The sequence below is a fragment of the Novipirellula artificiosorum genome (genome assembly GCF_007860135.1).
Taxonomy (GTDB): domain Bacteria; phylum Planctomycetota; class Planctomycetia; order Pirellulales; family Pirellulaceae; genus Novipirellula_A; species Novipirellula_A artificiosorum.
The window spans coordinates 25,877-40,064 of the sequence record NZ_SJPV01000002.1; the positions used below are offsets into that span (position 1 = coordinate 25,877).

Annotated in this window: 8 protein-coding genes; 7 read left to right on the plus strand and 1 reads right to left on the minus strand. The window is 55.4% G+C overall.

The window, feature by feature from the left end:
• Positions 1-18 precede the first annotated feature (18 nt).
• From Poly41_RS05910 to Poly41_RS05935, 6 genes are all read left to right on the plus strand, one after another.
• Positions 19-2,001, plus strand: a complete 1,983-nt coding sequence (locus Poly41_RS05910; RefSeq protein ID WP_231615447.1) for a DUF4340 domain-containing protein — start codon at positions 19-21, stop codon at positions 1,999-2,001.
• 211 nt (positions 2,002-2,212) lie between these two features.
• The gene (gene hisI / locus Poly41_RS05915) at positions 2,213-2,596 is read left to right on the plus strand and encodes a phosphoribosyl-AMP cyclohydrolase (RefSeq protein WP_146525034.1); all 384 of its coding nucleotides are present in this window, start codon (positions 2,213-2,215) and stop codon (positions 2,594-2,596) included.
• A 212-nt stretch (positions 2,597-2,808) separates the two neighbouring features.
• The gene (gene hisG / locus Poly41_RS05920) at positions 2,809-3,702 is read left to right on the plus strand and encodes an ATP phosphoribosyltransferase (RefSeq protein WP_197231101.1); all 894 of its coding nucleotides are present in this window, start codon (positions 2,809-2,811) and stop codon (positions 3,700-3,702) included.
• Positions 3,703-3,996: 294 nt separating this feature from the next.
• On the plus strand, positions 3,997-5,901 hold the full coding sequence (locus Poly41_RS05925; RefSeq protein ID WP_197231102.1) for a DUF1592 domain-containing protein: 1,905 nt from the start codon (positions 3,997-3,999) through the stop codon (positions 5,899-5,901).
• On the plus strand, positions 5,898-7,247 hold the full coding sequence (locus Poly41_RS05930) for a DUF1552 domain-containing protein (protein WP_146525035.1): 1,350 nt from the start codon (positions 5,898-5,900) through the stop codon (positions 7,245-7,247). Before Poly41_RS05925 ends, Poly41_RS05930 begins: the two co-directional genes overlap by 4 nt.
• A gap of 49 nt (positions 7,248-7,296) precedes the next feature.
• Positions 7,297-9,615 carry a HEAT repeat domain-containing protein gene (locus Poly41_RS05935; RefSeq protein WP_197231103.1) on the plus strand — a complete coding sequence of 773 codons (2,319 nt, stop codon included), beginning with the start codon at positions 7,297-7,299 and terminating at the stop codon, positions 9,613-9,615.
• A gap of 673 nt (positions 9,616-10,288) precedes the next feature.
• Here the strand turns inward: Poly41_RS05935 and Poly41_RS05940 are convergent.
• Positions 10,289-12,970 (minus strand): choice-of-anchor Q domain-containing protein, encoded by a 2,682-nt coding sequence (locus Poly41_RS05940; protein ID WP_146525037.1) that lies wholly within the window; start codon positions 12,968-12,970, stop codon positions 10,289-10,291.
• Positions 12,971-13,234: 264 nt separating this feature from the next.
• Between Poly41_RS05940 and Poly41_RS05945 the strand changes: the two genes are divergently transcribed.
• Positions 13,235-14,176 (plus strand): AAA family ATPase, encoded by a 942-nt coding sequence (locus Poly41_RS05945; protein WP_231615448.1) that lies wholly within the window; start codon positions 13,235-13,237, stop codon positions 14,174-14,176.
• Positions 14,177-14,188 lie beyond the last annotated feature (12 nt).

Consider the following 14,188-nt stretch of genomic DNA (forward strand, 5'->3'; position numbering starts at 1 on the left):
TGAGACGTGACTGAAGGAATGAAAACTGGTGTGTTTTGGGCCGCGGCTGTGGTAATGCTTGGCATTGCTGTGATCGTTGCATGGCCTCCATCCAACGAGAACGAAACGGCGACGATTATTGGCAAACCGTTGTTCGGCGATTTTAAAGATCCTCTGAACGCGGCAAGCATGAAAATCGTTACGTTCGATGAATTGCAAGGAACGCTCGATTCCTTTGAGGTGCGAAAAGATCGACAAACGGGACTTTGGACGATCCCGTCACGCAAAGGCTACCCCGCCGATGCCGTGGATCAAATGAAGGAGGCGGCGAACGCACTTGTCGACCTGAAGGTCCTCGACATTCAAACGGAAAACGCTGAGGATCACGATGATCTCGGTGTTGTCGAGCCGTCACTCGAAGACCTTGAAGTGGGTGACGACGGGGTCGGCCGGCTGGTGACGCTGAAGGACGATGCGCAGGCCACCTTGGCGGCATTGATCATCGGCGACAAAACCAAAGACGATCCAACCATGGTTTACGTTCGTCGCCCAGGCCAAGATCCTGTCTACGTGGTGAAGCTGGACGAAACGCCGCTGAACACTCGATTCCAAGATTGGATCGAGGAAGATCTGTTGCAACTGAGCAGCATCGATATCGACTCGATGGAGATCAAAGATTACAGCGCGCTGTTGGGGCAGGGGGGCCAGATTTCACTGAATCGCAACTACACCGCCGAAGTTGAAATGGACGGCTCGGAGTGGAAATTGGCAAAGCTTCAGGAATATGCCAGCGACGATCCGATGGGCGATCCGACACCCGTTGTGCTCGGTTTGGACGAAGAACTGAATGCGTCGAAGTTGAACGATATGAAGAACGCTCTCGATGATCTGAAGATTGTCGATGTCGTTCGTAAGCCCGAAGGAATGAGTGAGAATCTGCGTGCGGATAAGGAGTTGATTTCCGATGACGACGCGCTGCAATCACTTGCTCGGCGCGGTTTCTACCCCGTGCCTGCGGGCCCTAATGGCGAAATCGAGGTGCTGTCGGCCAACGGTGAGTTAACCGTCTCGCTGAAGGACGGCGTCCAGTACATCATGCGGTTCGGAAACGTTTCGGGTGTGACGAGCGAGCAGGATCAACTGGCAACCGAAGGCGAAGAGAATGACGCGACCGGCGGCGTGAACCGATATTTGTTGGTGACCACCCAAGTCGACGAAGGAACGTTTCCTGCCCCCGAATTGACCGCTGTCCCTCAAACACTCGAGGAACTTGAGGCCTTATTGGGTGGCGAAGAAGGCGATCAAGGGGGCGCAGACGAAGCCGAGGCCGTCGAGGTGTCGGAACCAACGTCCAGCGAAGACTCGGAAATGACCAGCGAAGAGCCTGCCGCTTCGGAAGAACCTGCCGCTTCGGAGGAGCCTGCCGCTTCGGAAGAACCTGCTAGCTCGGAAGAGCCTGCCGCTTCGGAAGAACCTGCTAGCTCGGAAGAGCCCCCGGCGGAGTCAGGTGAAACCGAACTCGAAGCGAGTGGAGAAACCACCGGGCAAGGGGAAGCACAAGAGGAGAGCCAGGTGGAACAGGAAGGAGAAGTCGGTGGCGAGCAAGATGGCGAAGCCGACGATGCGCCGGCTGAAAGTCAAGCTGCGATGGAAGTAGCGGACACGGCTGCGGAAAGTCAGTCGGAAGCGTCGGAGCAAGCCGAGCCTGCCGACGAGCAATTGACCGAAGAGGAGCAGCTCGAGCGATTGCAGTCGGAGCAAGAGAAGATCACCAAGGAGAATCAACGGAAACTTGACGAGCGAAACGACAACCTCGAGGCAGCTCGACGGAAGGTTCGCGAGTTGAACGCTCGGTTCGCCGATTGGTATTACGTGATTCCGGAAGACACTTACCGCAAATTGCGGATCAAACGAGAGGAATTGGTTCAAGCGGCTAACGCCGACGAAGGACAACCGCAAGGTGGGCCAGCCGGTGCGGGTGGAATGCCTCAGTTCAACTTCCCCGGAATGCCGGGGCAGTGATCGCGATCGGATCTCCTGCCGCCTGATCGTTGGGGCTCCAGCCCGGGTCGCCAAATTGACGAGCACATTCACCGTCGCAGGACGGTGGATGGCTTTGGGTACCCGAAAGGTCGAGCTCCAACTTGGCTGACTTGCATGGCGCTGCTATCCTACGCCCTTCATTTCTATGGCGTATCGGTAGCAATTGCCGAATTGAATGCAGGAGACGAAGGTGAACGGCCCCGATTTTAGTAAGAGTGATTTGATTCCCGTGATCGCCCAAGATGAGGCGAGTGGCGACGTCTTGATGTTGGCCTACATGAACGAGGAAGCGTACGCTGAGACGCTCAAAACGGGACGTGTCTGTTACTTCAGCCGAAGTCGAAGTCGTTTGTGGCGGAAAGGCGAAGAAAGCGGCAACGTGCAAGAAGTCAAATCAATCTATTTTGATTGTGATGCGGACACGCTGCTGATCAAAGTCAACCAAATCGGCGGTGCTGCATGCCACGAAGGCTACCGAAGTTGCTTTTTCCGCCAATTGGTCCCCGGTCAAGCCGAGCCCAGGGTCGTAGGCGAACGCGTATTTGATCCGAAAGAAGTTTACAAGCAGAAGTAGAACAGCTTGAGTTCCCGGTTCAGGGTGTGTTCGGTGATTCCGTGGCTTTCGGCCAGTCTCGAGCATTTTGCAGAATGCCGTAGGCTGCGTGTTTCGTGGCTGTGGCTTCCAACCGCAGCGTTCTTCTCAACTGGGGCTGGAAGCCCCAGCCACATCAATAATAAGAATGCTCTAAAGCAGCCCAACAACTGACAATCCAACCATACAGAAAGGTGAAACAGATTATGGCCGGCAACAATGTTCTTAAGCTGGGGATCCCTGCGGGAAGTTTGCAACAGTCCACTGCGGAGTTGTTTGAACGAGCGGGATACAACATCAAGTTTTCCTCGCGGTCGTACTACCCAACCATCGATGATGGCGAGATCGAATGCCTGTTGATTCGTGCACAGGAAATGGCTCGCTATGTCGAACAAGGTGTGTTGGATGCTGGAATCACCGGCCTCGATTGGATCCTGGAAAATGAAGCCGATGTTCTTGAAGTTTGCGAATTGGTCTTTTCGAAAGTCAGCCGTCGACCGGTGCGGTGGGTACTGTGTGTTCCCAATGATTCCCCCGTTAAGTCTGTCAAGGACCTGGCGGGTAAGCGGATCGCTACAGAAGCCGTAGGGTTGACCAAGCGTTACTTGGAAAAACATGGCGTCGAGGCTCGGGTCGAGTTTTCATGGGGCGCGACCGAGGTCAAGCCACCGAAGTTGGCAGACGCGATTGTTGAAGTCACCGAAACGGGGAGCTCTCTGCGAGCCAATGACCTTCGGATCGTGGACGAGGTGATGCAAAGTACGACTCGGTTGATCGCCAATCGAGATGCATATCAGGATGAGTGGAAAAAGAATAAACTGGAGAATATTTCGCTGATGTTGTCTGCCTGCCTGAATGCCGAGGGAAAGGTGGGATTGATGATGAACGTCGCCAAGGAGAACCTCGACGAGGTCTTGGCGATCCTGCCGGCATTGCAAAAGCCGACCATCTCTGCGCTGTCGAGTCCCGATTGGGTCGACGTGATCACGATTGTCGAGGAATCGGTGGTCCGGAATATCATTCCACAACTGAAATTGATGGGGGCGACGGGGATTGTTGAGTATCCAATCAACAAGCTCATCGACTAGTGGACCGTCAAGGTTAAAACGGCGAGTTGGGACGTAGTGGACTTCGTCGGAAGTCCCTGAGCACATTTGAGTTACGGATTTCTGGCGAAATCCACTGCCCTAGATTTCATGCTGACGGTCCACTAGAGTTGGCGCAACTCTCTGTATCACAGGGTGTTACGTGTAGCTTATCTGTTTGCGTGAATGGTCCGCCCTCGATTTTCCTGCGTGAATCGGCGAGGCCTTTGCCGAACTCGTTATCGCCGTATCGATTTTGTTTTGCCAACAATCGTTCAACTCGATAGAATGCGAGAGATGGCTTCACCCTACCTTTCATCCCCACCCGTTTGTTTTGTCGCTTTGTTGGCGGCGAGCTTGCTTGCGCTTCCCCCTAGTCAATCTCGCGGCGAGGATGCTTTGTCGCGCGATCACTATGGGGAGCAGGTCGTGCCGTTTTTGAATTCCTACTGTATCGATTGTCACAGCGGTGATTCGGCCGAAGGGGGTGTTGCCCTTGACCTTTTGATCGATTCCCCAAATGTCCAACGGGATTACGAGTTGTGGGAAAAGATCATTCGGTTGGTTGAGGAGCATCAGATGCCGCCGGCGGACGAGCTGCAGCCGACTGCGGACGAGATCGTCAACGTTACAGCGGCGATTGAAACGGAGTTGGCTACGTTTGACTGTACGGTGGCCCGACATCCGGGCCGCGTTACGATTCGCCGTTTGAACAAGGCCGAATACGACAACACGGTTCGGGATCTTACGGGATTGGATCTGCATCTGGCCGACGGCTTCCCATCCGATGATGTTGGAAATGGCTTCGACAATATCGCCGATGTTCTGACGATTCCGCCAATCTTACTTGAGAAGTATTTAGATGCGGCTGTCACGATCGCAAGTCAACTGAGCGAGAACGAGGATGCGAAAAAGCGAGCGTTTCCGCACGAGCCAGCGAATCCCGAACAGCGCGTTGAGGTTGCAAGACGCAACGCACGGCAGTTTGCACAGCGGGCTTATCGCCGACCGCTAAGTCAAGAAGAAGACGACCGATTGTTTCAGATCATGCGTGACGCGTATGAGAGCGGCAGTCCTCTCGATGAGGTCTTTGAAACGGTTGTGACGGCGGTTTTGGTCAACCCAAACTTCTTGTTCCGTGTTGAACAGGATCCGGATGTGGAGGATTTGGATGGCATCCGCGAACTCAGTGGATACGAGCTCGCATCGCGTCTTTCCTACTTCCTTTGGAGTAGCATGCCTGATCAGCGACTGTTCGATTTGGCTGCCTCTGGGGAACTTCGCAACCAGGAAACGCTTCGCTCGGAAGTGGATCGAATGTTGGCGGATCCAAAGTCGCGTGCTTTAGTCGATAACTTTGCCGGGCAATGGCTACAACTTCGCGATGTGGCGCGCCTTAACCCGGATCCCGATTTATTTCCCGAGTTTGACGGGGAACTTCGCTCAGCGATGCGCCGCGAGACCGAGATCTTGTTTGAGACCATTGTCAAGGAAGATCGCAGTGTGCTGGAGTTCCTCGAAGCCGACTACACGTTTGTGAATCAGCGGCTCGCACGCCACTATGGAATCTCAAACGTTTCCGGTGACCAGTTCCAGCGAGTGACGCTGCCGGATCGCCGGCGCGGTGTGTTAACGCATGCGAGCATTCTAATGTTGACGTCAAATCCGACGCGAACCTCACCGGTCAAACGGGGGAAATGGATTTTAGACAATATCTTGGATGAACCCCCTCCGCCGCCACCGCCGAATGTTCCTGAATTGGAAGCGGGTGACGAGACGCTTGGTTCGCTGCGGGAAAAAATGGAGCAACATCGAGCGAACGAGGCGTGCGCCGTCTGTCATCGAAAGATGGATGCACTGGGTTTTGGTCTCGAGAACTTTAACGCAATCGGTGGCTGGCGAGACCTTGACGGGCGCTACACGATTGACGCATCGGGAGAATTACCGGGTGGCAAATCGTTCGCGGGTGCGTCCGAATTGATCGGAATTCTGGCGGCTGAAAAACGCGATGCCTTCTGTAGGTGTTTGGCTGGAAAATTGTTGACCTACGCACTTGGACGCGGACTCGATTCCTACGATCGGTGCGTCGTCAAGGATGCCGTCAAGACTCTGGCTGAGAATGACTATCGTTTTAGTTCGTTGGTAGCGGCTATCGTTTCCAGCGATCCCTTTACCCTTCGCGAGGCGAGGAGCGAACCATGACGATCCAAATAAGCAGATTGACGCGGCGAACAGTGCTGCGCGGCCTTGGTGTCTCTCTGGCACTCCCTTTTCTTGAATCCATCATGCCTCGGTCGGTGGCGGCATCCGCTGTGACGGTCCCACGTCGGATGGCTTTTTTGTTTGTACCCAATGGAGTGCATCTTCCGGATTGGACTCCGAAACGTCTGGGGTATGGTTACGATTTACCACACATCCTGTCTCCCCTTTCACGTCTTCGCGACGACGTGACGGTGTTGAGTGGCTTGACGCACGATAAGGGACGCAGCAACGGTGATGGTCCCGGCGATCATGCGAGAAGTGCGTCGGTCTTCTTAACCGGAGCTCAGCCGCGGAAGACCGATGGTTCCGATATCCGGTCAGGCGTTTCGGTCGACCAGGTTGCGGCTCAAGCGACTCGTGGGGCCACTCGATTTGCTTCGTTGGAATTAGGTTGTGAGCCGGGACGCGGGGCCGGGGGATGCGACAGCGGCTATAGCTGCGCCTACTCGTCGAACGTTTCATGGTCCGCGGAATCCACGCCGGTTGGGAAGGAAACGAACCCAAAGTTTGTTTTTCAGCGATTGTTCGGAGACGGGACACCGCTTGATCAAGACAAAGACGCGTTACGGCGCCATGCCTTAAAGAAGAGCGTTCTTGATTTCGTCGCCGATGATGCAAAGCGATTGCAGAATCAACTCGGTCGTAACGATCAGCAGAAATTGGATGAGTTTTTGAACGGAGTTCGCGAAGTCGAACGGCGGATTGAACGGACCGATGACGAGCCTAAAGTTTCCGTTGATTTCGATTATCCCATTCCAAGGGGAACGCCCAATGATTACGCGGAGCATATTCGATTGTTGTGTGACATGATCGTTTTGGCTTTTCAAACCGATCGCACCAGGATTTCAACCTTCATGCTCGCAAACGCGGGCAGCAATCGAAGCTATCGACACATCGACGTTCCCGAGGGGCATCACAATTTATCCCACCACGGCGGTGATGCTGCGAAGCACGCAAAAATCCGCGAGATCAACCGTTTTCACGTCAATCAGTTCGCGTATTTGATCGAAAAGTTGAAGTCCATACCCGAAGCCGACGGTAACTTATTGGACCATTCGATGATCTGCTATGGTAGTGCGATCAGTGACGGGAATCGCCATAACAACGAGAACCTGCCCGTTTTGCTTGCCGGTGGTGGCGGTGGAACGATTGATGCAGGTCGGCACGTTCAAGTGGCTCCCGAAACGCCGATGTGCAACTTGTTCATGGCCATGTTGGACCGTTTTGGAACGCCAGTTGATTTTTTCGGTGACAGTACGGGGGCGTTGTCGGGGCTGCAAATCTAAAACCTTGATGGGGAGTCACGATTTCCAAGTCTCTTGTTGGGGAACAGGGATGACGAGTGTCAGAACACGTGAATCGATGGTCATGATCGCCGCCTGCTTGGTCGCGTTTTGGTGTTCAGGTACAGGGCGTTCGTGGGCAGACGATCCCGCAATGGTGCAATGGATCGCACAGCTGCGTAGTGTGGAACTGGACCAACGGCGCGATGCTGCGTACGAGCTTGCGAAACTTGGCCACGACGCGCTTCCCGCTCTCGATGCCCTCATCGAACGCACGACGGATCGCGATGATCAGGTTTGGATGCAGTCGGTGATGGCGTTGGCAAGAATCGGCCCCGATGCAGCTCCGGCCATCGATGCATTGATTGCCAATTTCAGCAGCCGAGATGACCAGCGCCGCTATCGCGCGGCGTGGGCGGTGGCCAAAATGGGTTCCGTTGCGATCCCCAAGCTTGCCGACGCAACTCATGCAGCGTCCGTTTCTCAACGAGCTACCGCTTACGATGCGTTGGGTTGGTTGCCCGAGCAGCGCGGCCAAGTTGTTCCGTTCGTTCAGCGTGGCCTTGATGATGATGCGGACACCGTGCGACACAAGGCGGCACATTCTTTGGTGCGTCTAGGGGCTGCGGAGGAATTGGCAACGGCTTTGCAGCATCCCGATCCCGTCGTTCGCGCCATCGTCGCGCGGGGGTTGATCTCGATTGATCCACTTCCCCCCGACGTGCGTGATCGACTCGGTTCGTACGCCAACGATAAATCGGCTGAGGTTCGCGCGGCGATGGTTCTTGCGTTGGTGAAAGCGGATTTGCCACTCCAAGAGCGGATCGATTGGATCGTTGACGGCGTGATGGATGCGGAACTCGAAGTACGTAACGCCGCTGTGCTTGGGCTGAGAAAATTGGGTGACGATTCGGTTCAAGCGATCGACGATCTCGTTGACCGACTTCATTCGGATGATGAAGTCGTTCGTAATGCCGCGGCGTTTGCCCTCGGTGCATTGGGACCTCGGGCAGCGCCAGCGTGCCCGGAGCTGATCCTCGCTTTGAATCGACAATCAGCAGAGAACGAAGAGATCAGCGACGCCATCAGTCGGATTGGGCCTGCTGCCGTTCCCGCTCTGTTGAGTGCAGTGGCCGACCCGCAGCTTGCATCGGATCGAACTTCTGCGGTACTTGCCCGCATCGGTCCGGCGGCCATCGAACCGCTGGTCGATGCGCTTGCGAGTGACTCGATTCGCTTGCGAATCAGTGCTGCGAGAGGGTTGGCGAAGATGGACCAACTCCCCGCGACAGCGATCGATGCCCTGGCGGCGGGTTTTCGTGATTCCTCTGATGAACTGCGAGCCGTTTCCGCGGCAGCAGTGGGGAGTGCTCAAGCCATCCCCGTCAACGTGTTGAAGTCGCTGCGATCCCTCTGCGGCGATCCCAGCAGCCAAGTGCGTGCAGAAGCTATATATACGGTCGCTTTACATGATCCAGACAAAGACGCTGTCCTCATCCTGCTGACCAAGGCGATCGAGGACGAGGCACCACGCGTCCGCATCGGTGCACTCCGGGCACTGGCGTCTCTCGGAGAAGTCGCCGCTGACGCAGTCGACGAGATCACCTCCGCATTAGGCGATTCGGACGCCGAAGTTCGTCGAAATGCAGCGGCGACCCTCGGGGGTCTTGGTCAAACGGGGCGTGCGGGCGTACCACGACTTGTGGAGCGGATGCAAGACAGCGACGTGACGGTGCGTGTAGCAGCGATCGATGCCGTTGGTCGGATTGGGGTCCGGTCGGACGAAATCGCAGCGGCACTATCGAGTCAATTGAAGGATGAGGATCATGCCGTTTCGCTCGCTGCGTTGAATTCACTCGCCGCGATGGGGCCTCTTGGGGCGCCCAGTGGTGACGGGGTGATCGAATTGATCGACCATGCTCGACCAGAAGTGCGCTCCGCAGCCATCACCTGTTTGGTCCGCATCCTTCCCGGTGCATCGCAGACCACCGAGCGGTTGATTGTTGTCTTGCAGGATGACGATCATGCGGTTCGTCGACAAGCCGCCCAAATGCTCGGTGAAATGGGAAGTCGTGCGGTGGGAGCGGTTCCTGCGCTCTACAACATGCTCGGAAACGAAGCCGATTCCGATGTCGCGCGCGGTGCACTCCGTTCAATTGATGCGGCCAACGCCGATGCCGTACCCGCCTTAATCAAGGGGCTTCAAAGCGACGATCGCAACGAGCGATACTACGCTGTGTTCTTACTCGGCAAAGTCGGTCCCGACGCGGTGGAGGCGTTGCCGCTATTGAAGAAGCTGAGAGACGAATCGGACAGCAACCGGTATCGGGATTCTTACCAGCGAGCCATCGACCGAATTGAAATGAAGTAAGACGAGTCGATATCGTAGGTTCCAAACGTAGCCACATCAAGAAAAACAAACTGCGCTTACTGGCTAGCGTCACTTCGTGGGCGATTTACTGTAGTTTTCCGAATCAATCTCGGAATGAGCGGCAAGGCACGAACGTGGTTGATTCATGAAAACGCATCGTGAGCACATTCTCTCGTTTGGTTCGCGGCAATGAGTCGAGAAACAGTCTGCGCACGTTGGTATACCAGCGTTAGCCGGCATTGCTCATCCGATGCCGCCTCAAAAGAGCGTCTAACTTAACAAATGGGTTAGCCAAGGATAACGACCACGGAGTGGTCAAAGATGGTAGCCGTTGGTTGAGCGAAGCGATACCAACGGTCAACGAGGAAGATTCCCCCTTCCGACCCTGACAGGGTCGCAGCGATCCGTGATCTTCGACCCTTCCAGGGTCGGGCCTGTTGGTTGTTACGTGGACCCGCGCATGCGCCGCTTCGCAGCGACCCCGGGCTACCGGGCACTCCCGAAGTTGGCTCTTCTCTAAAGGCGGTACACAAACTTGCGCCGCGAATAATCCAGGCCAGCCGCCTGTATTTCATGGTCCTAACCGGCGGTTAGCGCCTTGCCGCTCACAAAGTGGCGCTGTCCAGCTTAAGACAAAAATCGCTCAGCCTGCACCCTGCGTCGCGGCTTCTAGCTACCGATACCGATTCTTGGCCCAAGCGTCCTCAAGCCACAATGCGGCTGCGATCGGTTCTGACTCGCCCCCGCCGGCAAGACTCGGCTCGGCCAACAGATTAATCACCATCAAGGCATCCAAGGCGCTAACGTGATTGTCACCACTGACGTCGAAGTACTGATTTGGCCATGGAGTGACGTTGATAGGAGGGGTCAATAGGCCATTGGCCACGGAATAGTCTCGTGCCTTAAGCTCGTTGATCACTTGTAACGCATCGTTGGCGGTCACTTGGCGATCGTTGTTCACATCATGTTTGCGAACCAAATTCTGCCAGGGATTTGGTAATCCCGCTTCAATCGTCCGGCTGGTCGAATCGACTTGACTGACGACAGTACGAAGAAAAACTCCGTTGCGGATTTGTGGTGGACCCATTTGCCAATCGGCCGGATCGGTGAATTCCATCGAAGCATTGATACTGCCACCCACTTGTACGACCCGGTTGATCGGTGAGAGTTGGTCGATCGCATTGGAATCAATCACCAGCGTCTGCGATCCGCCGGCTGCCAGCAAAATGGTCCCGAACCGGCTCGCCGCAAAGACGGCTCCCGTGACATCGGTGGGCGTCGCCGCGTCACGGAACCGAAGCGTGTTTGCGCCGCCGTCGCCATCGAAGGTGACTCCAGCGGAGTCACGAAACAGCTCGGCTGGACCCCCCAAGTCGAACGTCTCATCGGCCTGAGTCCCCAGAACCAGCAGGGTACCTGCATCGACCATGAACCCATCCACTGTCGAGGTCCCGTCCGTCGTCGCCGCAAAAAACTGAACAAGACCGGGGCTGGTGGTGACTTGAAATCCACCTCGAATCCCACTGGTGTTGTTTGAAACGGTGCTCTGCACGAGCGTGACATCAACATCCCCACAACTCACGCCTGCTCCAGAAACGCCCGCCACGTTGCCTTCGATCCGAGTTCCGCTCATCGTCAACGAGCCGAGTTGCTGAAAAATGGCTCCTCCACGATTGCTGGCCTGATTGTCATGAAGAATCACGTCGGAAAGCTCGAGATGGGCATCCACAGCGAAAATGGCTGCTCCGTTATCAGCGTTGCCTCCTTCTATCGACAAGTTCGCCAATTTAAAAAATGGGTTCGTATCGGGTAGATTAAAGACTCGTGAAAGGCCGTTTCCATCGACGATGGTCTGCTCGGTTCCGTTGCCTTCGATGATAAGCTCATCCGAAATGACAATCTCTCCTCGGTCGAGTCGCATTGGATCGGTCACGCTGTTTGCAAATCGAATGACAAATTGGCCTGCCACTGCGTTGGCGCCAACGACCGCTTCGCGCAGACTCAGTTCTAAATTGTTGCTGCTGAACGGAGTTGCATCGAACTCATCGCTGCTGGTGGTGACCACTGCGACCAAATCGTTTGCGGTTTGACGCTCGTACGCGCCGATATCGACTCCGTTCCCATCGTCACGAAAATACCCGCTGCCCCGTTGATCGGTTGCGGCGCCGGCGGTGTCAACGAGCGTACCTGCGTCCACCGCGGCCGAACCGACAACAAGTCGATGCGTCGGTGCGTCTCCCCCCTGATAGGAAAGGGGTGCGAGCACCGTTGCGATGTCAATTGGAACACGAGTTCCATTCGAAGCTTCCCCAACGAGATTGTTTCTCGTTCCATGCACCAAGCCGCCCGCGGAATCGGGGTCACCGATTAGATTGTGCCGGCCATCAAACGTGCCACGGAGAGAGTGCAGGTCATTGTCGTTTCCGGCGGAATTTCCAGCGACAATCGCGCTGACTAATTCCGTGGTCGCCTCGGCACTCACGATACCGCCTCCATCGGTAACGGCCGTATTTCCTGTGATGGTGCTATTGGAGATCGTCCCGGTACCCGTGAAGTGAAGGATTCCGCCGGCACCAGCTGCAGCATGGTTGGATGAAATGGTGCTCTGGTGAATCGTCGCGACGCCACCGACCACCATCCCCCCGCCGGTACTTGCAAGGTTGTTATCAATCGTGCAGTTTTCGATGGTGATCGAGCCGAGTGTGCTACTATAGATTCCGCCACCAAGGGATGCAGCGACATTTCCTGTCACACGGCTGCGCCGGATGGTCACGTTTTCAAGCGAGAAGATCGCGCCGCCGTTGGCATTGGTACCAATGCCGCCAGCCAATCCTCGCGTCAGCGTCATGTCATTGATCTCGACCTCCAACTGCGTGCCCACAACGAAATCGTTGATCTCGAAAATGCGTGCTAAACCATGCGCATCGATCGTCAACCGCCTTGCACCGGGTCCCTCGATTTTCAGATCGTCGCGGATCGACAATTCGCCAAGAATCAGATCGATGGTTTGCGTCTCGAGGCTGCCTTCGCCAAATAGATCGGGATCGAATTGAATGGTATCGATTCCTGGGTTCAGGTTCGCCAATTCGATGGCTTCGCGAAGGCTAAGATCGATCCCACCATCGTCCAATGGATGATTATCCAATTCATCGTTGGTGGTGGTCACGACAAATGGGGGCAGCATCTCAGCTTCAGCAGGTCGTGAAATCAATTCTGTCGCACCAAACGGAAGGGCGTCTTCGAACAACCGATCGCCCGCGAGCATGTGGCGCGGCTCGAGTCGTTGAAACGGGACGGACCGTGCTAACCTGGGACGACGCCGTTTCGGCGACGGCGGTGGAGGAGATTTCTTCATGGATAACGACCATCAATTCGTGCGGATTCATTATCACATGATTGTCGTCGAAAGGCATTCGGAATGCGAGTGGCTGAGCGGCGAACGTCGGCGAAGGAGAACGAAAAGCAGGCTTTCTCGCCAAGACCACCGATAGAATTCCTCGCTTGAGCTCGCTAAACTACTTCGAGTCTTGAATGGGCCGGTTCCGTCTGCGTCGACCGTAGGTTGTCATGCAGCACCACGTATTTTTTGCAATCGAAGCATAGGGAAAGTGATTCGGATATGACGCGAGAAGCATTTGAAACCTCGCGTCAACTTCGCGAAAACATTGAGCAGGTCGTTTTTGGGAAGCCTGATGTCGTGCAAATGTTGATCGTCGCACTTTTGGCGGGTGAGCATATTTTGCTTGAAGATGTCCCCGGCGTGGGCAAGACTTTGGCAGCAAAAGCGCTTGCCCACTCCATCGATGGCAAGTTTTCGCGTTTGCAATTCACGCCCGATTTGCTGCCCAGCGATATCACGGGCAGTATGATCTACCGGAGTGATCGTCGCGAATTTGAGTTCAGCCCCGGGCCGATCTTTGCCAACGTGGTCTTGGCCGACGAGATCAATCGCGCCCCACCGCGAACTCAATCTGCATTGCTTGAAGCGATGAGCGAGGGGAGTGTTTCGGTCGACGGTGTCACTCACGCATTGCCCCAACCCTTTATTGTTGTCGCCACCCAGAATCCATTTGAATTCGAAGGAACCTACGCACTTCCCGAAAGCCAACTTGACCGCTTCCTGCTTCGTACTTCGTTGGGTTATCCACAGCGGAATTGGGAACTGCAAGTGTTGCAGACACACCGTAGCGGCGAGCCGGTTGACCAGTTGCAGTCTGTTGCAACGACCGAAGCAGTCTTGCAGGCTCAGCGAACGGTCCGGAATGCCGCCTTCGAAGAGAGTCTCGTCGGCTATCTGTTGGACATCGTCGATGCAACCCGAAATCACGATGGCTTCCAATTTGGCGTCAGCACGCGAGGTGCACTCAGTTTTTACCGAGGGTGCCAAGCCAGGGCGATTACCGACGCACGCGAATTCGTGATCCCCGATGATATCAAAGCGTTGGCCGTTGCAACCTTGGCACATCGTGTGGTTCATGACAGCGTGTTTCAGGGACCCAGTCGAGAGATGGTCGAGAATCAGATTGCCGCAATTTTGGAAAAGGTCCCCGTGCCAACGTGAAAGCCGCTGCAA